At 68.6% G+C, this 24,178-nt stretch carries 20 protein-coding genes; 12 read left to right on the top strand and 8 right to left on the bottom strand.

What is annotated here, in order from left to right:
- Positions 1-16: 16 nt before the first annotated feature.
- The 6 genes from AC1Q7F_RS28415 to AC1Q7F_RS28390 all read left to right on the top strand — a co-directional run bounded on the left by AC1Q7F_RS28415 (position 17) and on the right by AC1Q7F_RS28390 (position 8,533).
- Entirely contained in the window at positions 17-1,612 is a 1,596-nt protein-coding gene (locus AC1Q7F_RS28415; RefSeq protein ID WP_492511931.1) for a hypothetical protein, read from the top strand.
- Positions 1,613-1,899: 287 nt separating this feature from the next.
- A complete protein-coding gene (locus tag AC1Q7F_RS28410; RefSeq protein WP_492511930.1) occupies positions 1,900-3,261 on the top strand; it encodes a nucleotide sugar dehydrogenase in 1,362 nt (453 codons plus the stop codon).
- A 48-nt stretch (positions 3,262-3,309) separates the two neighbouring features.
- On the top strand, positions 3,310-4,674 hold the full coding sequence (locus tag AC1Q7F_RS28405; RefSeq protein WP_492511929.1) for an O-antigen ligase family protein: 1,365 nt from the start codon (positions 3,310-3,312) through the stop codon (positions 4,672-4,674).
- Complete coding sequence (locus tag AC1Q7F_RS28400) at positions 4,671-5,852, top strand: glycosyltransferase family 4 protein (protein WP_492511928.1); 1,182 nt, start codon at positions 4,671-4,673, stop codon at positions 5,850-5,852. The genes AC1Q7F_RS28405 and AC1Q7F_RS28400 overlap by 4 nt, the downstream gene beginning before the upstream one ends.
- A gap of 54 nt (positions 5,853-5,906) precedes the next feature.
- The gene (locus AC1Q7F_RS28395) at positions 5,907-7,418 is read left to right on the top strand and encodes an oligosaccharide flippase family protein (RefSeq protein WP_492511927.1); all 1,512 of its coding nucleotides are present in this window, start codon (positions 5,907-5,909) and stop codon (positions 7,416-7,418) included.
- A 2-nt stretch (positions 7,419-7,420) separates the two neighbouring features.
- The gene (locus tag AC1Q7F_RS28390) at positions 7,421-8,533 is read left to right on the top strand and encodes a glycosyltransferase (protein WP_492511926.1); all 1,113 of its coding nucleotides are present in this window, start codon (positions 7,421-7,423) and stop codon (positions 8,531-8,533) included.
- Here the strand turns inward: AC1Q7F_RS28390 and AC1Q7F_RS28385 are convergent.
- The 8 genes from AC1Q7F_RS28385 to AC1Q7F_RS28350 are packed head-to-tail and all read right to left on the bottom strand — an operon-like array spanning position 8,506 to position 16,014.
- The gene (locus AC1Q7F_RS28385; RefSeq protein WP_492511925.1) at positions 8,506-9,666 is read right to left on the bottom strand and encodes a glycosyltransferase family 4 protein; all 1,161 of its coding nucleotides are present in this window, start codon (positions 9,664-9,666) and stop codon (positions 8,506-8,508) included. The genes AC1Q7F_RS28390 and AC1Q7F_RS28385 overlap by 28 nt on opposite strands.
- Entirely contained in the window at positions 9,644-10,864 is a 1,221-nt protein-coding gene (locus tag AC1Q7F_RS28380) for a nucleoside/nucleotide kinase family protein (protein ID WP_492511924.1), read from the bottom strand. Before AC1Q7F_RS28380 ends, AC1Q7F_RS28385 begins: the two co-directional genes overlap by 23 nt.
- Complete coding sequence (locus AC1Q7F_RS28375) at positions 10,861-11,586, bottom strand: polysaccharide deacetylase family protein (RefSeq protein WP_492511923.1); 726 nt, start codon at positions 11,584-11,586, stop codon at positions 10,861-10,863. The genes AC1Q7F_RS28380 and AC1Q7F_RS28375 overlap by 4 nt, the downstream gene beginning before the upstream one ends.
- Positions 11,583-12,809 carry a glycosyltransferase family 4 protein gene (locus AC1Q7F_RS28370; protein WP_492511922.1) on the bottom strand — a complete coding sequence of 409 codons (1,227 nt, stop codon included), beginning with the start codon at positions 12,807-12,809 and terminating at the stop codon, positions 11,583-11,585. The genes AC1Q7F_RS28375 and AC1Q7F_RS28370 overlap by 4 nt, the downstream gene beginning before the upstream one ends.
- Before the next feature lie 2 nt (positions 12,810-12,811).
- Entirely contained in the window at positions 12,812-13,705 is an 894-nt protein-coding gene (locus AC1Q7F_RS28365; RefSeq protein ID WP_492511921.1) for a class I SAM-dependent methyltransferase, read from the bottom strand.
- Positions 13,702-14,436, bottom strand: a complete 735-nt coding sequence (locus tag AC1Q7F_RS28360; RefSeq protein ID WP_492511920.1) for a polysaccharide deacetylase family protein — start codon at positions 14,434-14,436, stop codon at positions 13,702-13,704. The genes AC1Q7F_RS28365 and AC1Q7F_RS28360 overlap by 4 nt, the downstream gene beginning before the upstream one ends.
- Complete coding sequence (locus tag AC1Q7F_RS28355; RefSeq protein ID WP_492511919.1) at positions 14,429-15,172, bottom strand: class I SAM-dependent methyltransferase; 744 nt, start codon at positions 15,170-15,172, stop codon at positions 14,429-14,431. The genes AC1Q7F_RS28360 and AC1Q7F_RS28355 overlap by 8 nt, the downstream gene beginning before the upstream one ends.
- Positions 15,169-16,014 (bottom strand): hypothetical protein, encoded by an 846-nt coding sequence (locus AC1Q7F_RS28350; RefSeq protein WP_492511918.1) that lies wholly within the window; start codon positions 16,012-16,014, stop codon positions 15,169-15,171. Before AC1Q7F_RS28350 ends, AC1Q7F_RS28355 begins: the two co-directional genes overlap by 4 nt.
- Positions 16,015-16,298: 284 nt before the next feature.
- Here AC1Q7F_RS28350 and AC1Q7F_RS28345 point away from each other — a divergent pair, with 284 nt between their 5' ends.
- The 6 genes from AC1Q7F_RS28345 to AC1Q7F_RS28320 all read left to right on the top strand — a co-directional run bounded on the left by AC1Q7F_RS28345 (position 16,299) and on the right by AC1Q7F_RS28320 (position 24,142).
- Positions 16,299-18,536: a GumC family protein gene (locus AC1Q7F_RS28345; RefSeq protein WP_492511917.1), complete on the top strand. Its 2,238-nt coding sequence runs from the start codon at positions 16,299-16,301 to the stop codon at positions 18,534-18,536.
- Complete coding sequence (locus AC1Q7F_RS28340; protein WP_492511916.1) at positions 18,505-19,242, top strand: hypothetical protein; 738 nt, start codon at positions 18,505-18,507, stop codon at positions 19,240-19,242. Before AC1Q7F_RS28345 ends, AC1Q7F_RS28340 begins: the two co-directional genes overlap by 32 nt.
- Before the next feature lie 4 nt (positions 19,243-19,246).
- Positions 19,247-20,548 carry an O-antigen ligase family protein gene (locus AC1Q7F_RS28335; RefSeq protein WP_492511915.1) on the top strand — a complete coding sequence of 434 codons (1,302 nt, stop codon included), beginning with the start codon at positions 19,247-19,249 and terminating at the stop codon, positions 20,546-20,548.
- Positions 20,545-22,572, top strand: a complete 2,028-nt coding sequence (locus AC1Q7F_RS28330) for a glycosyltransferase (RefSeq protein WP_492511914.1) — start codon at positions 20,545-20,547, stop codon at positions 22,570-22,572. The genes AC1Q7F_RS28335 and AC1Q7F_RS28330 overlap by 4 nt, the downstream gene beginning before the upstream one ends.
- Positions 22,573-22,664: 92 nt before the next feature.
- Positions 22,665-23,456 carry a 2OG-Fe(II) oxygenase gene (locus AC1Q7F_RS28325; RefSeq protein WP_492511913.1) on the top strand — a complete coding sequence of 264 codons (792 nt, stop codon included), beginning with the start codon at positions 22,665-22,667 and terminating at the stop codon, positions 23,454-23,456.
- A complete protein-coding gene (locus tag AC1Q7F_RS28320) occupies positions 23,453-24,142 on the top strand; it encodes a hypothetical protein (RefSeq protein ID WP_492511912.1) in 690 nt (229 codons plus the stop codon). The genes AC1Q7F_RS28325 and AC1Q7F_RS28320 overlap by 4 nt, the downstream gene beginning before the upstream one ends.
- Positions 24,143-24,178: the final 36 nt, after the last annotated feature.

Here is a 24,178-nt window from a genome sequence, read left to right as displayed (position 1 = left end):
ATGAGGGGGTAAGCCGATGACAGCCTTGGATGGGGGCGTGGAGGGCGCAAGGGCCGGCCTGCTGGCGCGCATGCTGTACCGGCATGCCGCCCCGGTGCCGCTCATCCTGCTTTCCGGCCTGCCCTTGCTGCTGGCCGCCTGGGTGCTGATGTCGCGGGACATCATGCGGGCGGATCATAATGTGCTGGACCTCCTGTTCAACCTGTCCGGCGCCTGGCAGCTCCATTCCGGCCACGTGCCGCATGTGGATTTCCACGAAGCCGTGGGGCCGCTGAACTTCCTGCTGACCTGGGCCGGGTTCCATCTTGTCGGCTTCTCGCCCTTTGCCTTTCTGGCGGGGCAGGTGCTGGCGGTCCTGGGCCTGTTCGGCCTGGCCGTGGCGGTCACGGGCCGGCGTCTGCCCCTGGTGGCGGGCTTGGTCTTCATCCTGTCCGTCACGCTGCCGGCACTGATGCCGACCAATATCGGCCAGCCCTTTGGCGCCTTCACCTTCGGCATGGCTTATAATCGTTATGGGTGGAGCGCCATCGCCATACTCTGCCTCATCCTGTTCGTTCCCCCCCGCCCGTCGCGGGCCGGCACCGGGATCGACATCGCCTGCGGGCTGCTGCTGCTGCTGGCGATGTTCTATGTGAAGGTCACCTACTTCCTGGTCGGGATCAGCGCCCTGGCCCTGGCCATGATCGTCAGCGGCCATGTCCGCGCCCACCGCCGGGCCTGGATCGCCGCCGGGCTGTTGGCGGCGGGAAACGCGGCTGCCCCGCACAGTCATGGCTATCTGGCCGATCTGCATTGGGCGGTCATGTCGGGCCTGCCGCGCACCGAGGCCAAGCGCCTGCTGGTGGATGGCGTGCTCGGCAATGGCTTTGAGATCACCATCTATGCCGCAGGCCTGGTCACTGCGGTCTGGCTGTGGCGGCAGGGGCGGGCGGCGGCAGGGCTGCCGCTGGTCGCACTGTTCCTGATCGGGGCGGGCGTCATGCTGTTCGCCCAGAATACGCAGCCCCAGGGCCTGCCGCTTGGGGCGGTGATCATGTTCCTGCTCTATGACGCCCTGGGCCCCTATCGCGGCCCATCGGGGTGGCTGGTGCCTGCCATCCTGCTGATGGCGCCGGCTCTGATCGCCCTGACGGCGGCCAGCACATTCGCCGCCTATTTCCTGCTCGCGGTGCCGTCCGACAGGTTGCTGATCGTCGAAGCGACCAATGCGCGCGGCATCGCGGTGCCCTTGCGCAAGGAAGCGGCGGCCGACCTGCGGCCGCAGACCAATTATCTTGCAAGCCTGCTGGAGGCGGTGACGCTGTTCTCCTCCGGGCGCTATCCGCCGGGCCGGATACGGGTGCTTGACCGCGTCAATCCGCTGCCCTTCATGCTGGGCTATCCGCCGCCCAAGGGCGGTGACCTGTTCTGGGAACCGACCGCCCCACCCCGCCCCACGGCGGAGATGCTGGACGATGCGGATTACGTGCTGGTCCCCACCCGGTTCTCCTCCTCGCCGGAACTGACAAGGGCCGCCCATGAAAGGTTCGCCCCCTCTCTGTCAGCCCATTTCGAAAGGCGCGAGGAAACGGAAACCTGGATTCTGTATGTCCGGGTTGGCCCGGAGGAATGAAGGCGGCGGGGATGAACCGTCGGCGCCTGCCGCTCGCAGGACTGATCCGCCGTGGCCACGCGGCTGGGAACATATTGGTTTCGGGCACCTATGCCCGGGGTGCCGCCCCCCTGCCAAAAGATGGACTCCGGCCGCTGCGGTGTGCAACATCAATGCTGGTCGCATGGTTCCTATTCCGTTCGCCGGAACCGAACAATATGATCACTTTCATGTCCGGACCCCTGTAGGTTCGCCATCAAAAGTAGCTGCGCCATGCAAACCGCAAGGACCCTGTGGGATACCGGACAATGGTCTATGACAGTTCTCCCGCGTCGGGTTCCCCATTGGCCGACATCCTGGTGGACAGGATCGCTGCGCAAAGCGTCCATGTTGGCGTGATCGGCCTGGGCTATGTGGGCCTGCCCCTGATGATCGCCTTCGCCGATCACGGTATCAGGGTCACCGGCTTCGACATCGACCCGGCCAAGATCGATCATATCCGCACGGGCCGCTCCTATTTCCGCCATATCGGCGACGGGGCGGTCGAACGGCTGCGGGCGGCTGGACATTGCGATGCCACCACCGATTTCTCCCGGCTGGCCGATACCGACATCATCCTGGTCTGCGTGCCGACGCCGCTGACCCATCACCGCGAGCCGGACATGGGCTTCGTCGCGCGCACCACTGAAACCATCGCCACCCATCTGCGGCGGGGACAGATGGTGGTGCTGGAATCGACGGTCTATCCGGGGGCGACCGCAGAGGTGATGCGCCCCATCCTGGAACAAGGCGGACTGGTCTGCGGGCAGGATTTCTTCCTGGCCTATTCGCCGGAGCGCGAGGATCCGGGCAATCCCGACTATGACACGCAGCGCATCCCGAAGGTGCTGGGCGCCGACGACCCCGACGCCCTGCGCGTGGCCACGGCGCTCTATCAGCGCATTGTCTCCAGCGTGGTCCCCGTCTCGTCCCTGGCCACGGCGGAGGCCGTGAAGCTGACGGAAAACATCTTCCGGGCCGTCAATATCGCCCTGGTGAACGAGCTGAAGTTGGTCTACGCCGCCATGGGCATCGATATCTGGGAGGTGGTGGCCGCCGCCAAGACCAAGCCGTTCGGCTACATGCCCTTCTATCCGGGTCCCGGTCTGGGCGGGCACTGCATCCCCATTGATCCCTTCTATCTGACCTGGAAGGCCCATGCCTATGGCATTTCCACCCGCTTCATCGAACTGGCGGGGGAAATCAACACGGGCATGCCGGGCCACGTGATCGACCTGCTGGCCCGGGCCCTGGATGATTGTTCGGGGCGGGGACTGAATGGTGCGCGCATCCTGGTGGTGGGTGTGGCCTACAAGAAGAATGTCGATGATACGCGGGAAAGCCCGGCGCTGCGGATCATGCGCCTGCTGGAGATGCGCAAGGCGACGGTCCTGTTCCATGACCCGCTGGTCCCCGTCATACCATCCACCCGGGAATATCCGGAACTGGCGGGACGGCCGTCCCTGGCGCTGACGGCGGATGAGTTGGCTGGTTGCGATGCCGCCCTGATCGTCACCGACCATGACGCGATCGATTATCGATATCTGGCCGACGCCTGCCCCCTGATCGTGGATACGCGCAATGCCTGCGCCAGCAGGGGGATCCAGTCGCCACGGATCGTCAAGGCATAGAGCCATGTCCGCTCTGTCCGATACGGGTTCAGGAGAGCTGTGGCGGCCATGTCGGTGAGACGGCTCCATTTCGCCATGATGGCGGCGACAATCATGGCAGCCCCCTTGCCGCTGGGCTCGAACCGCCCGGTCGCCTGGACCCTGCTGGCCCTGGTGAGCGGGCTGCTCTGCCTGACCTGGCCCCTGGTGGCGCGCCAGGAACGGGATACCCCCAACCTGTCGGTGCGTCCCCTGGCGGTACCGCTGGCCCTGTTCGGGTCCGCTCTGGCCTGGGCACTCATACAGACGATCCCCGGCCTGCCGCAGGACTGGCATCATCCCCTGTGGCGGGAGGTGGCCCAGGCGCTGGCACTGGACCGGGAGATCGCGGGGCGGATCGGCCTGTCACCTTCCGCCGCCCTTACAGGCATCCTGCGCCTGCTCTGCTATGCCGGGATGCTCTGGCTGGCCTTCCTGCATGCCGGATCGCGGCGGCGGGCCTGGCGCCTCGTCAATCTGCTGGCGATGGCCGGAACCGCCTATGCGCTTTACGGGCTCGGCGTACAGATTACCGGTGCGCGCAGCATCCTGTGGATGGAGAAATGGGCCTATCAGGATGTGCTGACCAGCACCTTCGTGAACCGCAACAGCTACGCCACCTTGGCCGGCCTGGGCATCCTGTGCGCCCTGACCGTGGTGCTGCGCCGCTTGAGTGACGAGGAGGGGGTGATCCGCCCGCTGCGCCGTTTCGACCGCACGGCCGGCCTTTACGCCTTGGGCGGGCTGACCATGGTCCTGGCCCTGGCGGCCACGGAATCGCGGGGGGGCATGCTGGCCGCGATGGCCGGACTGATATCATATCCCGTCCTGCTGCTCTTGGCGCGTCTGCGCCCGCGGCACCGCCTGATGCTGGGACTGGCGCTGGGGCTGGGGGCCGTGGGGCTGATGATGGTCCTGACCGGCATCGTACCGGCCACACCAGGGAGCGATATCGCCGACCGGCAGCGCCTCTATCACTTCGTGGCGGGCCTGATCGCGCAACGGCCCTGGCTGGGCCATGGGCTGGGCAGCTTCCCTGCCATCATGGCCATGGCGCGGACACCGGATATCCCGCAGGTCTGGACGGAGGCGCACCAGACCTATCTGGAGCTGGCCCTGGAGCTGGGCATTCCCGCCGCGTGCCTGCTGCTGCTGGCCATCCTGTTCCTTGCCGCCCATTGCCTGCTGGGTGAGGATCGGCGGCCGAGCGACCGGCTGCTGCGCGCCCTGGCCCTGTCGGCGACCCTGCTGGTGGCCATCCACGCCACGGTGGATTTCAGCATGCAGATCCCGGCCGTGGCCGTGACCTGGGCCGCGATCATCGGCACGGTGGCGGGCCGCTATGGCAACCGTGCCGGCACCGGCGCGCCGGTCAGAATGGTGGGGCACCCGTGACGGATTCGATCATCGGCGTCCTGGGGCCGGTCCTCCTGAGCGATTTCGGCGATCTGTTTCCCGCTGATCTGGCCGCGGGCGGCCCCTTGCGGGGGCTGGGGGGGCCGCCGGTCCATCTGCATGTGCGTGAACTTCTGCGGCGGGGACGGCAGGTGATCCTGTTCACCTTCGATCCCGGCCTGCGGGAGGAACGGATACTGGAAGCCGGTCTGCTGAAAATCTGCATCCTGCCCTATGGCCCGCACCGGGGCCGGACCTGGTTCCGGCGGGAACGGCAGGGCCTGCTGCATGCCCTGAAGCGGGAGCGACCGGATATCCTCAGCGCCCACTGGACCTATGAATTCGCCCTGGCCGCCATCGCCAGCGGCATTCCCCATGTCGTCACGGCCCATGACGCGCCCTGGCGCATCCTGCGTCACAATTTCATTCCCTACCGCATGGTGCGCACCATCATGGCCTATGCCGCCTGCTGGCGGGCCCAGCGCCTAGTCGCGGTGTCTCCCTATGTGGCCTTGCATCTGCACCGGTACGGGTTGCGCACCGGCGCCATCGACATCATTCCCAACGGTCTGCCCTCCGCCCTGTTCCAGCCCCCGGTGGCGCGCGATCCGGGCATGGCCCCGACATTCGGCAGCCTGTTCAGCGGCGGGTGGGAAGGTCCGAAGAACGGGCCGACCCTCATCGAAGCCTTCGCCCTGCTCCGGCGGGATCTGCCGCAGGCCCGGTTGCTGTTGGCCGGTGAACAATGTGGCCCGGCCGGGCCGGCCGCCGCATGGGCCCGATCGCGTGGCCTGGAGGCCGGTATCCGGTTTCTCGGCCATCAAACCCATGCGGATGTCATGGCGCTTCTGGCGCGGGAGATCGATATCCTCGTCCACCCCTCCCTTGAGGAATCGTTCGGCATGACATTGATCGAGGCTGGCATCATGGGCCTTCCCGTCATCGCCGGACAGGATAGCGGGGCCGTCCCCTGGGTGCTGGGGGAGGGCAGATATGGCCTGCTGGTCGATGTCCGTTCCCCCGGGGCGATGGCCGGGGCCATGGCGGAACTGGGCCGGGACGGACAGAAGCGCCGACAGCTGGGAGAGGCGGCGCGGATGGCCGTGCGCGACCGGTTCGATATCGCGCGGACCACGGACCGGTACGAAGAGATTTTCGCACAGCTTCACCATGAATGATGTCCGCCAGAACCGCATGATCATGGTTGCAAGAGAAAGGCGCGGGCGCCCGGCATGACGGAGGGACGGGGGATAGACGGGGCCGTGATCGGCCGGTCGCTGCGCTGGTCCTTCGGGCTGGCCGGGGCGGGAGCCGTGCTTCAGTTCCTGCTGGCAGCATTGCTGGCACGGTTCCTCGTGCCGGCCGATTACGGGCTTTTCGCGGCGGCGGCGGCGGGGATGCGCCTCCTTCAGTATCTGTCCGATCTCGGCATTGCCCAGACGGCGACACAGAAGGCGGATTTCGACCGGGGCCGTGACGCGCCGGTCCTGTTCACCATCGCCACCCTGGTCAATGCCGCCCTCGTGGCCCTGGTCTGGGTATTGGCCCCCTCCCTGGGTGGCGGCGATCCGCATGTGACCGACATCCTGCGCGCGATGGCGCTGTGCATGGTGCTGAACGCGGCGGCACAGACGGGTCTGGGCCTGCTGCGGCGCGATCTGGATTTCCGGACCATCGGCCTGATCAATCTGGCGGCCATGATCCTGGGGCAGGGGCTGGTGGCGCTGCCGCTGGCCTGGAACGGCTTCGGCCCGTGGAGCCTGGTGGCCGGCATGCTGACACAATCGGGCATGATCGCGGCCCTGGTCCTGGCCCGTGTCCGCCATCCTTTCCTGCCGTCCGGCTTTACCGGGTCGCGTCTGCGCGCCCTGGCCTCACGCGCCTGGGGATTCTCGCTGCTGCGTATATTGGACAGCGCCGGCCTTCACACATTGCCCATCATCGTGCTGTTTCTGGCAGGCACCGATGCCGCCGGTCTGTGGGACCGGGCCCTGGTCCTGACGCTGATCCCGCTGGAAATGCTCTATGGCACCTTGGGGCAGGTGCTGTTTCCCGCCTTCAGCCGGCTGGACGGGGACCGGGAGCGGCTGCGCCGGTCCTGGCTGTCGGTCCTGCTGCTGCTGCCCTGCCTGACGGCTTCCATCGCCGCCGGCATGGCGGCCGCGTCGGGACCGCTGGTGGCGGTGGCCCTGGGGCCGGCATGGGCATCGGCCGCCGAACCCGTCTTCTGGCTGGCGCTGTGGGCGGCCTTGCGCGGTGTCGTCCATATCTGCGGCACCTTGCTGGAAGGCACCGGACGGCTGCGGCTGCGGGGACTGGTGCAGGCGGGATACCTGCTGGTATTGCTGGCGGCACTGGCCGCCCTCCGCCCGGAAGGGGCGGCGCAAACGGCCCGCATCCTGGTGCTTGTCGATGCGCTGTGCCTGATGCCCCTGCTCATGGCGGCCGCCCATGCCTGCGGGGCCGGGTACCGGGAGGCCGCCGGCCGGCTGGTGCTGGCCTTCCTGCCGGCCCCCCTGGTGGGGCTGGCGGTGCATCTGTCGGTAACGGTCCTGATGCCGGCCCCGGCGGTCCTGGCCTTGCTGGCCGCCATCGCGACGGGGGCCGTGACCCTGGCCGTGGCCGTGGCGTTCCATCCCGCGCGGGAACTGCGGCGGCTGATCGTCACCCGGGCCCTGGGGGATACGCTGGTGGTGGGGCGCAAGGGTCTGACCGGGCGCCTGATGCGGTTTCTGGAGCGGTAGAGATGCGGGTTCTTCATGTGATGGCGAGCCTGGCCCCGTCGGGCGCGGAGCGGATGCTGGAAGTGGCGGGACCGCTGGCGGCAGCGGATGGGGTGCGGTCAACCATCCTGTCCACCGGGGAGGACGGGATCGGTCCCTTCGCGCCGCGCCTGGCCGCCGCCGGCTATGCGCTGCACCATATCCCCTTCCGCCGCGATATGGCCTTCCTGCGGGAACTGGCCTTCTGGCTGCGGCGGGAACGGTTCGATGTGGTGCATATCCATTGCGAGCGCGCGTCCTTCTGGATCGCGGCTTCTGCCTGGGCGGCGGGCACGCGCCGGATCGTGCGGACCTTCCACGCCATCTTCGCCTTCCAGGGCATGCTGCGCTGGCGGCGGGCCCTGCAGCGGGCCGTCCTGCGCCACCTGTTCGGCGTGACCGGCACCGCCCATTCCCCCTCTGTTATCGCCAACGAGGCGCGGCTGTTCGCCAATCCCGTCCATTTCGTTCCCGCCTGGATCGACCCCTGTTTTCAGCCGCCCGCCGCCGAGGAGCGGGCGCAGGCCCGGCAGCGGTTCGGCCTGGGTCCCGATACGGTCGCCCTGGTCTGTGTCGGGTCCTGCATGGCAGTGAAGAACCACACCTCCCTGATCGAAGCCGTGGCCCGGCTGGCCGGACAGGGGCATGACCTGCTGCTGCTGCATGCCGGCACCGGCCCGCTGGAGGGGGCGGAGCAGGACGCCGCCGCCGCCCTGGGCATTGCCGACCGGGTGCGTTTCCTCGGGCCCGTCGATGATGTGCAGGGGCTTCTGCGGGCGGGCGATCTGTTCGCCATGCCGTCCTGGCGCGAAGGGCTGGGCATCGCGGCGCTGGAGGCGCTGGCCTGCGGCCTGCCGGCCCTGTTCACCGAAACCGACGGGCTGCGCGACATGCGGGACCTGGGGCCCGTGGCACGGTGGACAGGCCCGGATGCCGGCGCCATCGCCGACGGGCTGGCCGACCTGCTGGCCATCCCGGCGGCGGAACGGCGGGCGCAGGCGCAGGCCGCCGCCCAGACCACACAGCAGCGGCATGGGGCGGCGGCGGCCTGGGCCATCCTGCGGCGTTTTTACACCACCCGCCCGTCCAGCACCTGACGGTAGATGGCAAGCCGCTGTTCCAGGATATGGGCCGGGGCATAACGGCTTTCATAGGCGGCGCGGCCCGCCCGGCCCATCCGGCGCAGCAAGGCCGGATCATCCATCATTTCAGTAATCTTACGTGACCAGACCGCCGGATCATTGGGACTTATTAGGTTACCGGTCACGCCTTCATCGATCATGCTTTCCACCGCCCCACCGGACGATGCCAGCACCGGCAGGCCATGGGCCAGGGCTTCGGCCACCACCAGGGGGAAATTCTCACGGGCCAGGGTGGGGAAGACCAGCAGGGCGGCACGGGCCATGGCCTGGGAGACTTCCGCCGGCGACCGCCGGCCCAGGAAGCGCACGCCCGGCGGCACCTCCAGGGCGTCCCCGCCTTCGGCCGGACTGTCGCCGATCACATCCAGCGGGACCTGCAGGTGCCGCCAGGCCGCCAGCACGGTCGCCAGCCCCTTTTCCGGTGACAGCCGGCCCACGAACAGCACACCGGCCCGGTCGTCATTGCCGGCCGGCTCCGGCCCCGGATCGGGTACCACGGGCGGGCTGACAATGATGCGCTCGGGCGGCAGGCCACCGGCCACCAGGGTCCGGGCCGAGGAGGGGGACAGGGCGATGAACCGGTCGACCTTGCGCCGCCAGGTGCCCAGCAGCTTGTGTGTGCCGATCAGCGCGGCCATGGCCGTGCTGGCCACGACACTGTCGCGGTAGCAGGCATGGACGATCCCCGGCCAGGGCACCAGCCGGCCCAGGCAATCCTCGCAGGATTTGCCATCGCGCAGCAGCAGGGCATTGGCGCAGAGCAGGCGGAAATTATGCAGCGTCTGGACGGTGGGCACCCCCAGCGCGCGGGCCGCGTCATGCACCGCGGGCGACAGCAGCGGGAAAGTATTATGGACATGCACGATATCGGGCCGGAACCGCCGGATCGCCGCCGAGGCGGCAGCATAGCCCTGCCTGGACCAGATCAGGTGCCGGGCCACGCCCAGCCCTTCGGGCACCCGCTGGTTATCCTCCAGCAGCAGGTCGACCGCGACACCGCCCTGGCGCAGCAGGGTCAGTTCGGCATCGACGGCGGCATCCTCGCCGCCGCGATGGCGATAGCGTTCATGGATGATCAGAACGCGCATGGTCCGCCATCACCCCCACCATATGGACCAATGCCGCCCGCGTCACCGCCGCCGGCCCCAGATCGCTTGTGTCGATCAGGGCGCTGTTGGGCACGGCCGCGGCCAGCGCCCGATAGGCCGCCACCTGCCGCGCGGCCTCGGCCAAGGTCGCCTCACCCTTGCGGCTGACCAGTTCCGCCGGATCGGCGACCAGGAACAGGGCCCCCAGCGGACGCGCCGCCGCCGCCGCCAGCCGCCGCACCGCCGCGTCCCCCAGATCGATACCGCGCCGGCGGGGGGCGACGATGTAATCGAAACCATAGCGGTCGAACAGGACCAGCCGGCCCGCGACCAGATGCGGGCGCACATGCAGCCAGTGGCCCAGGCGGAAATCCAGCCAGGCCAGGCCCCAGCGCAGCCAGGACCGGAGCGTCCCATGCGGCCGTTCCGCCGCCGTGCCGGCGATGGGCGGCAGGCCCCGCGACCGGCGCGGCCAGAGGAAGGGCCGTGTATGCAGGACCCGGATGCCCGCCGCCAGCTGCCGGGGAACGCTCCAGCCCAGACTGTCCAGCAGCGATGTCTTGCCGGCACCGTCGGGCCCGCTGAGCGTCCAGAGCACGCCCGGCGGCCGCCAGAGGCGCCCCAGCCCGTCGGTCAGTTTCGCCAGCAGCAGCCGCAGCAGCAGGAAAGGCCGGCACAGCAGGGCCATGACCAGGGCGGACAGCCGGCCCGGCGGCAGAATGCCGAAGGCGGCGCGCCGATGGGCGCGCGCGACCTGGATATCGGCCGACCGCGACCGGCCATGGGACAGCTTGTATTCCAGCGCCCGCACGCTGCGCGCATCCTCAATGTCCAGACGGCAGGCCCCGTCCTCGATCCGGGCCGCGGCGAACAGGTGGGCCGGATCGGCAAAGGGGATGCCGCGTGCACTCAGCGCGCGATGCAGATCGACCTGCAGGAACTCCCCGGCATCGTTACGGGCCAGGAACAGCAACAGACAGCTTCCTCTGGGTACCGACATGACCAGCCGCCAGCCAAGCGGCTCCACCATCTCCAGCACCAGGGAGCGCCAATCCGCCCAGGGTCGCCAGGCGGCCAGCAGATCGGCATCATGTCCGGTCAGGGGCGCATCGGCCCCCACCCCGTCCAGGCGGGCCAGCTGCCAGCCCCGGGCGGCGGCGGCACGCAGCAGTCCGGCCAGCAGGTCGGTGCGGGTCATCGCCGCCACCGTTCGCGCAGCGCATCCCACAGGGTTTCGCCCATCACGGATTTCAACATTTCCTTGGGCCGGGCCAGCCGGATCATGCCCTTGCCCGCCAGCAGCCGGGAAAAGCCCTGCGGCGTGGTGCGGCTGGTGACGGGCAGGGCCGGCAGCAGGCCCGACAGGTCCTCACCCGCCAGGCCCCAGCGCATGGTGCGGACGAGCCGGTATCCGTGCGCCGTCGCGCGATCGGCCAGACCGGGCGGGCAGAGACCGCCCGGCGGGGCCAGCCAGTCGATCTCCCGCCCCGTCAAGCCGGACAGGATGGCGCGGGGTTGCGACAATTCACGGTCCAGATCCGCCGGCTCCATGCGGTCGAACCGTTCATGGGTCAGGCCATGGGCGCCGATGATATGCCCCGCCGCCGCCAGGGCGCTCACCTGCGCCGCCGTCAGCCGCCCCGGCTCCCCCAGCCGCCCGGCGGGCACCAGGAACAGACCGGTCAGCCCGCGCCGTTCCAGCAGGCGGCCGGCCAGGGCATGGTCGTCCGTGGCATCGTCGAAGGTGATGAACAGGCCCCGCCCGTCATCCAGGCGCAGCGGCCCGTCCGGCGTTTCCCGGCGCGCCCCCAGGGCCAGCAGCCGGTCCAGCTGCTGTTCGAAGGCCGCGACGGTCACGTCATGGAACCGTTCGGCGGTCCCTTCGACAATCCGGTGATAGACCAGGATGGCATGGGTCATGGCGGGGTCCCCAGCGCATCATAGACCGCCGCCACGCGGGCCGGCCAGGTGAAGGTGCGATGCGCATGGGTCCGCGCACCTGCCGACAGACGGGCCCACAGACCGGGCTCGTCGATCAGCCGCTGTGCGGCCTGCGCCAGCCCCGCGATGGCCGTGGCGGGATCGGGGGCGGGCACGGCGAAGCCCGTGCCTTCCACCACCAGCCCCGGCGGCCCGCCCAGGGCCAGACAGATCACCGGCAATCCGGCGGCCATGGCCTCCGCCGCCGCCATGCCGCCGCTGTCATGCAGGGCCGGAAACAGCAGGGCATGGGCCCCGCCCAGCTGTGCCCAGGCCTGCGGGCGCGGCAGGGCGCCATGGAAATGCACCTTGCCGGCGATGCCCAGGCGGCGGGCCTGATCCTCCAGCCGCCGCCGGCAGGGCCCATCCCCGATCACCGACAGCCGCCAGTCGGCCTGGACGCGGACCAGGGCCGACAGGGCCAGATGCACGCCCTTGTGCGCCAGAAGATCGCCCAGGATGACGAAGCGGAAGGGGCCGCCCGATGGGGGAGCCGGCACCATCCGGGCCAGCTGCTCCAGATCGGTGGGTTTCAAGGCCACCTGCGAGACGGTCAGCGGCTTTTCCGCGCCCAGGGCCTTCAGGCAGACCGCCGTTTCCGGCGTGGAGGCGACGGCCAGCCGGCAGCCTTGCGCCGTGGGCCGCATGAACCCGCCCCAGGCCGATACCCGGCCCAGCAGGGCGCGTGCCGCCTCATAGATACAGGCACGCACGCCAAGCGCCGGCCAGAAGGCAGGCGGGGTCCGCTCCCCCCCGCCCACCGGTCCCCAGATGAAGGGCAGGCCCACCTTGGACAGGGCGCAGAAGGACCAGTACTGGGCAAAGGTCACGTGATGGCCCAGATCGCTGCCCCGCTCGGCCGCGATGGCCCGCAGCACCGGCACGGCGCTGATCTGCCAGGAAATATAATGCAGCCGCAGGCCCAGCCCGGCCCAGGCATGTTTCAGGCGGTGCAGGGCCGGCGGCAGCTGATGCCAATGGAAGCGCAGCAGCGGCCGCGGCCGCAGGGCCAGCTCCGCCTCGATGGCATCCCGGTTGCCGGCCTGGGTCAGGATATCGACCTCATGGCCGGCATCGGCCAGGGCCGTGGCCCAACCCCAGCCGACCCCCGGTTCTGACCCCCGGTTGGGATTGCAGGAATAGGCGGAGAGCAGGATGCGCATGCCTAGACCCGCCGCAGCAGGAAGGTCAGGTTGGTGGCCGCCAGATCCGACGGCGGCAGATGGGCGAATTCGCCATGGGGCCGGATGCGGGCCAGTTCCGCCAGTTCCGCCGCCCCACCCCCATCAACCTGCCAGACCAGCCGTTCGAAGGGCAGCCCCTCCAGCAGCGTGGCATGCTGGGACGGGCGCAGCCGGTTCAGGGGGGTGAAGCGGTTATCGAACCAGCGCTTCCAGGTGGCGCTGGAATAGCGCAGGAAATTGAAGCGCGACAAAGACGGATCGGGGATGGCGTACAGATCGTCGAGCTGGATCGTCGCCAGATAAAGCCCGCCCGGCCGCAGGCAGCGGGCCGCCTCCTCATGCATGGCCCGGATCACGGATGGCGGGGGATAGATCATGACCTGGATGCAGGTCACCAGATCGAAGGTGCCCGACGGCACCGGGAAAGGTGCATGGGCCGGGGCATGATAGACCATATCCTGGGCGGCCAGCAGATCATCGGCGGTCGCGTCGCATCCGATATGGGGATGGGGGGCCGCCTGATCGATCTCGATCAGGCGGCGGGCCACATCGGACACCTTGTCCCGGCACAGCAGCGCCGTGACATCGGTCAGGACCTGGCGGCCCATGCCATGGCGGCGGAAGGTCAGGGGGATCACGGGCAGCCAGCCGCTGCCGATCTCCAGATGGGCCTTCACATCCGATGGGGCCATCCCCGCCGCATCCCGCATCAGGCGCAGATATGACAGGGCCTCTGCATGCTTGCTGTCGATATTGATCAGCACGTCGGAGGGGGACAGGATCCGGCGGGTCTGCTGCCGCTGGTAGAAGGCGGGGCCGAAGGGGACCGCCCCCAGCAGGCGCTGGATCGCCACCTTGGCCAGGAACCGGATCATCGGGAAACCCCTTCATTGGTCAGGCGGCCATCGGCTGGCACCAGATCGGTGGCCAGGGCCATGATATCATCGAACGCCGCCCACAGGCCCCGCTGCTCGATCTCCCAGGAATGGCCCCAGAGATGCAACACCCCGCCCTGGCGGCGGGCGCGGGCGAACAGGGTGGCCATGGCGCCCGGCAGCCCCCCGCCCGCCCGCAGATCGGACAGCACGGCCAGACGGTTGCCGCCGCCGCCATGGCGCAGCCAGTTGCGCAGCAGGGCCGGCAGGCCGTGATGGAAGATCTGGGCCGTGGTCCCCATGGCGAACGGGTCGGGCCCCGGCCCCAGGCACAGCATGCGGGTGGTGCGGGCATAGGCGAAGCCGGCCTCACGCGCCAGCGCCCGGCCCCAGGGACCGGGATGCCCGCCCGGATAGGCAAAGCCGCGCACCGGCGCACCCAGCACATCCTCCAGCCAATGCCGCCCCTCCTCGATCTGGCGCCGCGCCTGCTCCCGCGACAGGCCGGGCAGCCGCACATGGTCGCTGGTATGGGCGGCCAGCTCGAACCCCTCGGCGGCCAGGGCGCGGATATCGGCGGCGGCCATCACCGGCCGGCCTTCGACATTGTGGCGGGGCACGTAAAAGGTGCCGGGCAGGCCGCGACGGGCCAGTTCGGCGGCGACACGGCGGTCCAAGGGGTGGCCGTCATCCCAGGAAGTGGTGAGGCGCAGCGGCAGGGGCTCAAACATCGCCGTCCTTCCGGGCCAGGATCGTGGCCCCGACATAAAGGGCGGGTTCGCGCACGATCAGCCGGTCAAGGGCCGCCGCCGCGAAGCCCAGAAGCTGGAAGGGCAGGGAAAGGCCGAAGGCCAGGGCCAGCAATGCTGCATCCCCGGCCCCCCGGCCGGCGCGCCAGCCGCGCCGGTGCGCCACCAGCAGGCGACCCGGCAGGTCGGCCAGAAGCGAGGTGATCAGCAGGAACGGCCCGCCCCGGCATTCGGCCGCCACCGGCGTGAAACCGGCGCGGCGCAGGTCCATCTCCATGCCGGCGACGGTCCAGCGCCAGAGATCGCGGCTGCGGCCCGCCCCGCACAGGAAGGGAAAGGAGATCAGCACCAGCCCGCCCGGCTTCAGCACCCGGTGCGCCTCGGCCAGAGCCTGCCCCGTGTCGGGCACATGCTGCAGCAGGTGGAAGGCCGTGACCAGATCGGCCACCCCGTCGGCCAGGGGCAGGAAACAGGCATCGGCAACCAGTTGCGCCCTGTCATCGGCGACGGCATCCACCGCCACCATGCGCAGGCCGGGCCAGACCCGTTCCAGATGCCGGGCGAAGGGGGCGGTGCCGGCCCCCAGATCGAAACCCAGCCGGGCCGACGGTTCCCCGCCGGAAGCCAGATGACGGGTGATGAAGGACCGGACCAGGGCCCGTTCCGGCAGCACAATGTTCTGCAGGCGGCGATAGGCCAGGACAAGCGAACCGATCATGGAACGACCCTCCCCAGAATCCCATCAATCAGGGCCAGCAGCCGCTGCCGGATCCGGCGTGTGGGACGGGCGTAAAGATCGGCGATGCCCGGCTCCGCCTGCTGCTCTTCCAGGCGGGCGGCATAGCGCAGCAGAAACAGCGCCAGTTCCAGTGCCGGACGGGCGGTTCCCCGTGGCAGCAGCAGCGTGGCCAGCGGCACCACCGCCGTTCCCGCCAGGGCCGCCGGCACCGTCCCCCAGATGGCGGCGCGGCGCAGAAGCGGCAGCAGCGTCCATTGCAGACGGTCCTGGCTGCTGGGGGCCTGCGGCTCGAAATACTCATAATCCAGCAGCATCGGCCCGGTGGGACCGTCCAGCACGTTCCAATAGACGAAGTCGCCATGGATAGGGCCGCAGCGCACCATTTCATCAGCGAAACGGTCGAGCAACCGCAGCCGGTGCGTCTCGAACCGGGGCGCAAGCGGATCGGGCAGGATCGCGCGGACCGGCCGCAGGTCGACCGGCGCCGCCTCATAGGGCCCGGGCCGGGGTGACAGGGCATTCCAGCGGGTCAGCACCCGCCCCGGCTCGAAGGTCAGCCAGATCGCCCCCCAGTCGCCATGATCATGGCTACCCAGAAGGCCCGGCCGCCGGAACGGGGCATAGGGCGGCGGTCCTGCATAGGCTGCAACCTCGCGGTGCATCAGGGCATTGGCATGGGGATGCATCGCGAGCTTCACAAAGCCCTGACCATCCGCCAGCCGGATGGCGACCTTGGCCGGATCGATCAGATCGGCCTTCTCGATCGCGCAAGGAATGCCGGCTGCGGCAAGCAGTGACACACATCGGTCAAGATCAAGCATCGCGGCTTCACAGGAATAGGATAACAGGATGTCTGCCGATCACTGAGCTGATCTTGGGGTTGTCGGATTGCGCACGGGTGACACGGGTTCGCGGCAAGCTGCCATAAGTTGAGGACGGGTCAAAGCCCATTGATGAAACAGGGCTGAAACTATACGTCCGCCACGCCGGTGCGGGCGCAACCGTTCCGACTTGACCTTGTCCCCGGTTCCTCCGCATGGTGTCGCCCGTTGCGCAATATCTCGGTCCCATCCCCGGGTGACCAGGGAGCATCTGGAATGTGTTCATGACCGTCCCTGCGAAAAGCGAAATCTCTTCCGGTACCGGAACGAGGCATGTTGGTCTTGTTTCAGAGATCGATATTCGCCGTACCCTGTCCATGCTGTGGCGCCGGCGCTGGATGATCGCGGCGATCCTGGCTCTGTCGGTGGTGGGAAGCTGGCTGTTCGTCTCCCGCATCGAACCGGTCTATACGGCGACGGCACAGGTGATGATCGACAGCCGGCGCACGCGCATCGTCGATATCAAGGAGGTGCTGTCGCAATTGTCACCGCAGCTGGTCACGGTGACAAGCGAGGTGGAGGTCATCCGGTCCCGTTCCCTGGCGCAGCGGGTGGCCGATACGCTGGACCTCTACAAGGAAGCGGAATTCAACCCCCGCCTGCGGCCCCAGCAGGAAAGCCGGATCGGTGCCCTGGTCCAATTCGTGAAGAATGGGGTCCGCTCCCTCTTTGGCGGGAACAGCCAGGATACTCCGCCGACCCCGGCGGAGGAACGGGAGAACGTGGTCACCCGCGTCCATGGCGGCCTGTCGGTATCGGTGGTCCCGCAATCGATGGTCATCCAGATCTCCTACCAGTCGATATCGCCCAGCACCGCGTCACGGCTCGCCAATGCCTTTGCCGAGGCCTATATCGCCGAGCAGCTTGAAGCGAAATTCGAGGCGATCCGCTACGCGACCTCCTGGCTGAACGGCCGCCTGGCGTCCCTGCGCCAGACGGTGGGGGAGTCGGAGCGGGCGGTGAACGCCTATCGCGCCGAACATAATATCCAGGAAAGCCGCGGTCAGCCGGCGAACCAGCAGAAGCTGGGCGAATTGACGACGCAGCTGACCGCCCTCCAGGCGCGCCGGGTCGAACAGGAAGCCCGCCTGGCGCGGGTGGAGCAGATCCGTTCCACCGGCATTGGCGGCGCGCTGCGCGCCGACGAACTGCTGGACAGCCCGCTGGTGCTGAAGCTGAAGGAACAGGAAGCAACCCTGGCGCGCGAGGCGTCGGAGATGGCGTCCCGCTATGGCGACCGTCACCCGGAGATGGTCAAGGTCCGGGCGGAGCTGGAGGAAATCACCTCCCGCATCAACTCGGAAATCAATAAGCTGGCCTTGGGCCTGCGGAGCGACGTCGCCGTGCTGCGCGACCGGGAGGCCGGCCTGTCCGGCCAGATCCGGGCGCTGGAAACCAATGCCTTCTCGCAGAACACGGCGGAAGTCCGCCTGCGGGAACTGGAGCGGGAGGCGCAGGCCAACCGCGCCATCTATGAAACCTTCCTGACGCGCTTTAAGGAAACCGGCGAGCAGGAGCACATCCAGCAGGCCGATAGCCGCATCATCTCCCTGTCCACGCCGCCCAAGGCGCCCAGTTATCCGCGCAAGGGGGCGATGGTGCTGGGGGCGGCCATTGTCGGCCTGATCCTGGCCGTGGCCCTGGCCATGGTCATCGAACAGTTCGACAATACGTTCCGCTCCGGCCTGCAGGTCGAACAATATACGGGCGTGCCGGCCTTGGGGCTGATCCCCGAGATCCGCAATGTCAGCGCGGATACACGGGTTGAATCCTATGTGGTGGACAAGCCGGAATCCTCCTATGCCGAGGCCTACCGCATCGCCTGGTTCGCGGCCAAGCACGCGGCCAACGCACCCGATCCGCAGGTGCTGGTCATCACCTCGTCGGTGCCGGAGGAGGGTAAGAGCCTGACGGCCCTGTCGATGGCCCGCACGGCTTCCGGCCTGGGATTGAAGACCATTCTGATCGATGCCGACCTGCGCCGCGCCTCGATCGCCTCCAAGATGGGCATCCAACCAGAAAAGACCATCGCCAAGGTCCTGGCGGGGGAGACCACCCTGGCCGACGCGGTGATCCGCGACCCGGTCTCCAATCTGGATGTGTTGCCCGGCGTGCCGTCGAACCGCCGCGTCATCGACCTGCTGCGCGTCTCCGACGAGTTGCGGGCCCTGGTCGAAACGCTGCGCCAGAATTACGATATCATCATCATCGACAGCCCGCCCGCCCTGTCCGTGGCCGATATCCAGATCCTGGCCCGTCTGGCGGATGCCACCCTGTTCTGTGTCCGCTGGGATGCCACGCCGCGCGAAAGCGTGCAGGCCGCCCTGCGGTCGCTCCAGGACCATCAGGTCCAGCTTTCGGGCATCCTGCTGACACGCGTCAATGTCCAGCGGCATGCGAGTTACGGCCACCGTGACATCGGGTATTATTATGGCCGCTACCACAGCTATTACACGGAATGACCGGGAGGGCGGACGGCGGGTCCGTCCCCGTTCCGGGGCGGTGCTGCCGTCGCTGGGGATCGGTCTTGTCCTGACGCTGCTGGCCCTTCCCCGGCTAGCCGGGGAAGGCAGCCTGTGGGCCGCGCGCGACGGCTTGCTGTCCACGACGCCCGGCCCGGATATCACGCCCGCCATGGCCGGGCGGCTGACGGAAACGGCCGGGCTCGCCCTGCTGGCGCCGGCCTTCGCGGAGGCCGGGACCATCTGGCTGCGTCTCGCCCTGGAAGGGCGGGGGGCCATGCCCCTGGAGGGACGGGAAGGAGGCATGGCCCTGCTGCCCGCCGCCCGCCAGGCCTTCGCGGATAGTCTGGCGCTGGCACCGGGTGACCCCCTGACCTGGTTCCGGCTGAGCTATACGGCATCCAGGGAAGGCCGGTTCGAGGCCGCGGGCCGGGCCTGGCGGATGGCGGTGCTGACCGGCGCCTTCGATCCGCAGATGATGGAATACCGGCTGGGCCTGGGTTTCAGCCTCTGGCCCCACATGGATATGGCGGGCCGGGCCGCCATGGAACGGCAGTTGCTGGTCTTCTGGTCATGGGGGCCGGGTACGGTCTCGGAACTGACCCAGCGTGACAATGCCGGCGACATTGTACGCCAGGCCCTCGCCGACCGACCCGACATCGTCGCCGACATCGAGCGGCGCATCGCCCTGCGCCAGGGAAAGTGACGGCATGGAGACGGATGTCCTGACCCCGGTACTGTCCGGGCTCATCGGTGTCATGGGGATGCTTCTGGTTCTCGGATGCGTCGTGCTTTTTGCCGCGCGGCGGTGGGAGATGGCGGGCGCCTATCTCCTGTTCGCCATCATCGAGCAGCAGCTGGGACTGGATATGGGCATCCGTCTGCTGAACTACACCGTGTCCCCCATGGACTTCCTGTCCTTCTGCGCGGTCACGGCGGCGGGGCTGCGTCTGCTGGGGCGCGGGCGGATGGATATGGTGGAGATGCTCTGGTTCCTGGCATTCCTGAGCCTGCTGCTCGCCTTCGCCCATGGGGTGCAGTCTTTCGGCTTCCAGTCGGCGACCATCTCCTATCGCCGGTTCTTCTATGTGTCGGCTGCGATCATCTACATGCTCAGCTTTGCCTGGGGGAAAAAGGATATCAACCGCCTGATCGGGATGTGGGGGATGGCGGCGTTCATTCTGACCTTCATTGCCATCTCCAACTGGCTCGGCATCTTCGCCTCGCCGATGATGGAAAATCAGACTCTGATCAATGCCTTCGACAGTCAGCGGGTCCTGCCCGCATCGTCCGCGTTCATCCTGACCCAGGCCGGGCTGATCGGGCTGGCCGCCTGGTCACGCCAGGGGGAAGGAAGCCACCAGCGCCTGCTGTCGATCCTCTTCCTGGTGGTCATGGGCCTGCTTTATCACCGGACGGTCTGGGTCGCGACATTCGCGGGCATCATCGCCATCCTGCTGCTGCAACCCCGCGCCGTGGCCCGCCTCGGTGTGCCGCTGGTGATCGGGCTCCTGCTGACGCTGGCGCTGTGGACATTCCAGACAGGGCTTGGCGACACATCCCTGGCCGCATCGATGAAGGCGGCGATATCGGAACCGTTCACGGAGGACAGCAGCTACAACTGGCGGGTTGAGGGCTGGCAGATCCTGGTGTCCCGCGCCCTGTCGGACGGGATCGCCACCATCGTCATAGGCGCCGGTTTCGGGGTGGGCTATGCCCGGCAGATGGGCTGGGCGCTGGTGGAATATTCCCCCCATAATTTTTACCTGGAGATTTTTCTGAATGCCGGCCTGCTGGGGATGGGGCTGTGGTGTCTGGCCACACTGGAAACGGGGGTGCGGATCGCCAGGGGCGGCATCCATGTCCTCAGCCATCTGGACCGGACGGGAGCGATGGCGCTGCTGGTCACCATCGCCGTTTACAATATCCCCTACACGCTCAGTTCCGAACAGGGTCTGCTGATCGGCATGCTGGCCGCCATGGTCCGGTCGCAACCGGGTGAGAGGACATGACCCGGCGCCTCACCGCCGTCCTGGCCTGTCACAACCGCCGGGACAAGACCCTGGCCTGCCTGGAAAGCCTGGCGGCCTGCCGCCCGGCCGCCGCCGCGCAGGGCATCGCGCATGTCGGGGTGATCCTGGTCGATGATGGCAGCCAGGACGGCACCGCCGCCGCCGTGGCCCAGGCTTTCCCGGATGTGCGCATCCTGACGGGGGACGGCACCCTCTGGTGGGGCGGGGCCATGGCGCGCGGCCTGTCGGCGGTTGGCGATGACAGCGATTTTCAGCTCTGGCTCAATGATGATGTGGTGCTGGATGCCGATGCGTTGGCCCGGCTGGCCGCCGTGCATGACCGGTTGCGGGCCGAAACCGGCAAGGGCGCGGTCGTGATCGGCGGCACGCGTGAGCCGGGGGACGGCACGGCCAGCTATGGCGGCGGGGTGCGGCGCGGCTTCCACCCGTTCCGCTACACCCCCGTCGCCCCGGGGGACCAGCCGCTTGCCTGCAAGGTGATGAACGGCAATATCGTGCTGGTCCCGCGCGATGCCGCAGGGCGGCTGGGCGGCATGGATCCCGCCTTCATCGGGGTCCAGGGCATGGGCGATACCGATTATGCCCTGCGGGCCCGGATGGCGGATATCCCGGTCATGCTGGCGCCGGGCACGCTGGGGACCTGCGCCCGTGGTCAGCGCATATTGCCCTGGCGCGACGGGCGGCGGCTTCTGGCGGACAGGCTGCGGGAAGTGTGGGGCCCCCGCGGCTACCCGCCGCGGGGCTGGTCGCTGTTCGCGCGCCGGCATGGCGGTCCACTCTGGCCGCTCTGGTTCGTCCTGCCCTATCTGCGCGCCATCATGGCGGCACTACGCCCGGCCCCCGGCCCCCGGCCGCGCCGGGTCGCCCTGCTGGAAGGCATCGTGGCGGCCTATCGCGTGCCGGTCCTGCGCGGTCTGGCCCGCTCGGCCGATCCCCTGTTCACGGCCTTCCATGGGGCCGGAAAGCCGGGATATACGGCGACCGGCATCGATTATCCGCTGCCCATGGCGGAGGTGCGGACCCGCAACTGGTTCTGGCCCGGCGGGCGCGGGCGGATCGCCTGCACGGCTGGGGCCCTGCCGGCGCTGCTGTCGCGTCCGGATGCCATTGTCGCCGGTTTCCATGCCCATGATGTCGGTATCTGGACCGTGTGGCTGATGCGCCGGCTGATGGGCTGGCCCCGCCTCATCCTGACCGGCCATTTCGTCATGACCCCGGCCGGTGACGGTCTGCGCGGCCGGATGCGCCGTACCCTGGCGCGGGGGGCGGACGTGGTCCTGCCCTATGGGGAAGAAGGGGCGGCGGCCTGCCGGGCCATCGGCATCGGCCCGGCCCGCATCTTCATCACCGGCAACAGCGTCGATATCGAGAATATCCGGGCCATGCGGGCCGGCCTGTCAGAGGCGGCGGTGCAGGCGGCGCGGCTGGAGCATGGGCTGGGGGATGACCCGGTGTTCCTGTTCGTGGGCCGGCTCTACCCCTCCAAACGGGTGGACATGGTCATCGATGCGGTGCGGGACCTGCGGCGGGCCGGGCGGCGCTGCCGGCTGCTGATCGTGGGGGACGGGGTGGACGCGGCCCGCCTGAAAGCCATGGCGGGGGACGATCCGGGCATCCGCTTCACTGGCGCTATCTTCGACGAGGCCCCCCTGATCCCCCTGTTCGCCCTGGCCACGGCCGTCGTGGTGCCGGGATCGATCGGCCTGATCACGGCCCATGCCTTCGCCCATGATGTACCGGTCGTCTCCTGCCGGGACACGGTCGGGCACGGGCCGGAATTCGCCTATCTGGCGGATGGCGTCAACGCCCTGCTGGCCGAAGCGGGGGTGGCGGGCAGCCTGACGGCGGCCCTGGAAAGGCTGCTGACGGCCCCGGACCTGCTGGCACGGTTGCGGGCCGGGGCCCGGCGAACGGCAGACGGGCTGGGCATCGACCGCCCCGTCCAGACCACGCTGGATGCCGTCCGCGCGGCCCTGGGCGACATCCCCGGTTGCTCCCAATAGGGTATGATTGTGGGGGACGGGCCTCCACACCGCTCGCATCCGGGCGAGCGGACTGTTAAGATCGGCAATCATGGATTGTTGGAAGGCGTAGAATGCATTCCCTGCTGGAAGGCGTGAGCGCAGCGGATATCCGGACCGACCCGTTCCCGCACATCGTCATCCCGGACGCAGCTGATCCGGCGGTCTATGCAGCACTGGCCGACAGTTTCCCTTCCTTCTCCCGCATCGCCTGGGACAGCGAGGGGCCATTACCCAACAACCGGCGCTTCACGCTGTCGGCCCAGGCGATCCTGGATGCACCCGATCTGCCGGACTGCTGGAAGCAGTTCGTCGCCCTGCACAGCGGCCCCGGCTTCCTGGCCACGGTGGAGGCCCTGTTCGCCGGCCATTGGCATCCGGACCTGCTGGCCGTCCTGGGCGGACGCTTGACGGGCCATGACACGGCACGCCTCACATTGCAGGAAAGGCCGGGCGAGGGGGCGCGCATCCGCCAGGATGCCCGTATCGAGATCAACACGCCGGTGCGCGACCGTCCCTCCCTGGCCCGCGGGCCGCACCTGGACACGCCCAACCGGCTCTATTCCGGCCTGTTCTACATGCGCGCGCCGGAGGATGACAGCACGGGTGGTGAACTGGTGCTGTACCGCTGGCGGGAAGGGGCTTGCCGCAACATCACCGCCTATCAGCTGCCGGACGCGGCGGTGGCGGAGGTGGTGCGCATCCCCTACCGCGCCAACCAGCTCGTCCTGTTCCCGCAAGGGATCGACGCGCTGCATGGGGTAGGCCTGCGCCATCCGACCCCGCATATCCGCCGCTACATCTTCATCACGGCGGAGCTGGGGGAGGATTGGCTGACCCTGCCGGCCCAGGAGCACGCAGCATGAGGCTGCTGGTGCATGGCATGCAGTCGGGCGGGGCCACCGCCTTCGCCCAGGTGTTGGCCCAGCGGCCGGGCTGCGTGGCCCTGGTCGACATTCCCAACAATTTCGCGGCACCGCGGGTGACGACGGGTTTGGATTTCGTGGCCAAGGCCGTGGTGACGACGGCCTATCCGCTGGCGGTGCATGTCGAGCGGTTCCGGCCGGACAAGGTCGTCCTGCTGTTGCGCGACCCGCGGGACAATTATGAGAGTCTGCGCACCAAGCCCTATCGCAACTTCTCCGGCCTGATCGACGAGAAGTTCCAGGTCCTGGAGCAGCTCTACGGGCAGTCCCACCGCTTCGACGCCGTCCTGCATTACGAGGATCTGGTGGCGCGCGACCCGGTGCTGCTGGAGACGATGGCGCGGCTGGGCTGGCCGATCGGGCCGGATTATTTCCACTTCCGGCGCAGCTATGACGAGCTGCTGGGCGCCCTGTGGACGGCAGAACCGGGGCTGCTGCAGCAGATGGACGTGGTCTTCGGCAACGCCCGGGGCAAGGAACTGTCCGACAGCCATCGCGACAAGGGCTGGACACGGGCGATTGAGGAGAGGGTGGCAACGCTGTGCCCCCGGCTGCTGGCCCATTACCAGGCCCGCGCCCCCTCCCGCCGGCCGCCACCCTGTCGGTGGTCGATGACAAGCTGGTGACCAGCCTGAAGAAGAAGGAAGTGCTGGCCAAACGTT

The organism is Niveispirillum sp. GW835-FHT14G11 (assembly GCF_058793615.1).
The sequence above is the reverse complement of the archived record's forward strand: the minus strand, read 5'-3'. Positions and strand labels throughout refer to the sequence as shown.

What these genes read in the sequence shown, in the direction of transcription:
- AC1Q7F_RS28415 (WP_492511931.1), top strand. Translation starts at nt 17, where the DNA reads ATGACAGCCTTGGATGGGGGCGTGGAGGGCGCAAGGGCCGGCCTGCTG.
- AC1Q7F_RS28410 (WP_492511930.1), top strand. Translation starts at nt 1,900, where the DNA reads ATGGTCTATGACAGTTCTCCCGCGTCGGGTTCCCCATTGGCCGACATC.
- AC1Q7F_RS28405 (WP_492511929.1), top strand. Translation starts at nt 3,310, where the DNA reads ATGTCGGTGAGACGGCTCCATTTCGCCATGATGGCGGCGACAATCATG.
- AC1Q7F_RS28395 (WP_492511927.1), top strand. Translation starts at nt 5,907, where the DNA reads ATGACGGAGGGACGGGGGATAGACGGGGCCGTGATCGGCCGGTCGCTG.
- AC1Q7F_RS28390 (WP_492511926.1), top strand. Translation starts at nt 7,421, where the DNA reads ATGCGGGTTCTTCATGTGATGGCGAGCCTGGCCCCGTCGGGCGCGGAG.
- AC1Q7F_RS28385 (WP_492511925.1), bottom strand. Translation starts at nt 9,666, where the DNA reads ATGCGCGTTCTGATCATCCATGAACGCTATCGCCATCGCGGCGGCGAG.
- AC1Q7F_RS28380 (WP_492511924.1), bottom strand. Translation starts at nt 10,864, where the DNA reads ATGACCCGCACCGACCTGCTGGCCGGACTGCTGCGTGCCGCCGCCGCC.
- AC1Q7F_RS28375 (WP_492511923.1), bottom strand. Translation starts at nt 11,586, where the DNA reads ATGACCCATGCCATCCTGGTCTATCACCGGATTGTCGAAGGGACCGCC.
- AC1Q7F_RS28370 (WP_492511922.1), bottom strand. Translation starts at nt 12,809, where the DNA reads ATGCGCATCCTGCTCTCCGCCTATTCCTGCAATCCCAACCGGGGGTCA.
- AC1Q7F_RS28365 (WP_492511921.1), bottom strand. Translation starts at nt 13,705, where the DNA reads ATGATCCGGTTCCTGGCCAAGGTGGCGATCCAGCGCCTGCTGGGGGCG.
- AC1Q7F_RS28360 (WP_492511920.1), bottom strand. Translation starts at nt 14,436, where the DNA reads ATGTTTGAGCCCCTGCCGCTGCGCCTCACCACTTCCTGGGATGACGGC.
- AC1Q7F_RS28355 (WP_492511919.1), bottom strand. Translation starts at nt 15,172, where the DNA reads ATGATCGGTTCGCTTGTCCTGGCCTATCGCCGCCTGCAGAACATTGTG.
- AC1Q7F_RS28350 (WP_492511918.1), bottom strand. Translation starts at nt 16,014, where the DNA reads ATGCTTGATCTTGACCGATGTGTGTCACTGCTTGCCGCAGCCGGCATT.
- AC1Q7F_RS28345 (WP_492511917.1), top strand. Translation starts at nt 16,299, where the DNA reads ATGACCGTCCCTGCGAAAAGCGAAATCTCTTCCGGTACCGGAACGAGG.
- AC1Q7F_RS28340 (WP_492511916.1), top strand. Translation starts at nt 18,505, where the DNA reads ATGGCCGCTACCACAGCTATTACACGGAATGACCGGGAGGGCGGACGG.
- AC1Q7F_RS28335 (WP_492511915.1), top strand. Translation starts at nt 19,247, where the DNA reads ATGGAGACGGATGTCCTGACCCCGGTACTGTCCGGGCTCATCGGTGTC.
- AC1Q7F_RS28330 (WP_492511914.1), top strand. Translation starts at nt 20,545, where the DNA reads ATGACCCGGCGCCTCACCGCCGTCCTGGCCTGTCACAACCGCCGGGAC.
- AC1Q7F_RS28325 (WP_492511913.1), top strand. Translation starts at nt 22,665, where the DNA reads ATGCATTCCCTGCTGGAAGGCGTGAGCGCAGCGGATATCCGGACCGAC.
- AC1Q7F_RS28320 (WP_492511912.1), top strand. Translation starts at nt 23,453, where the DNA reads ATGAGGCTGCTGGTGCATGGCATGCAGTCGGGCGGGGCCACCGCCTTC.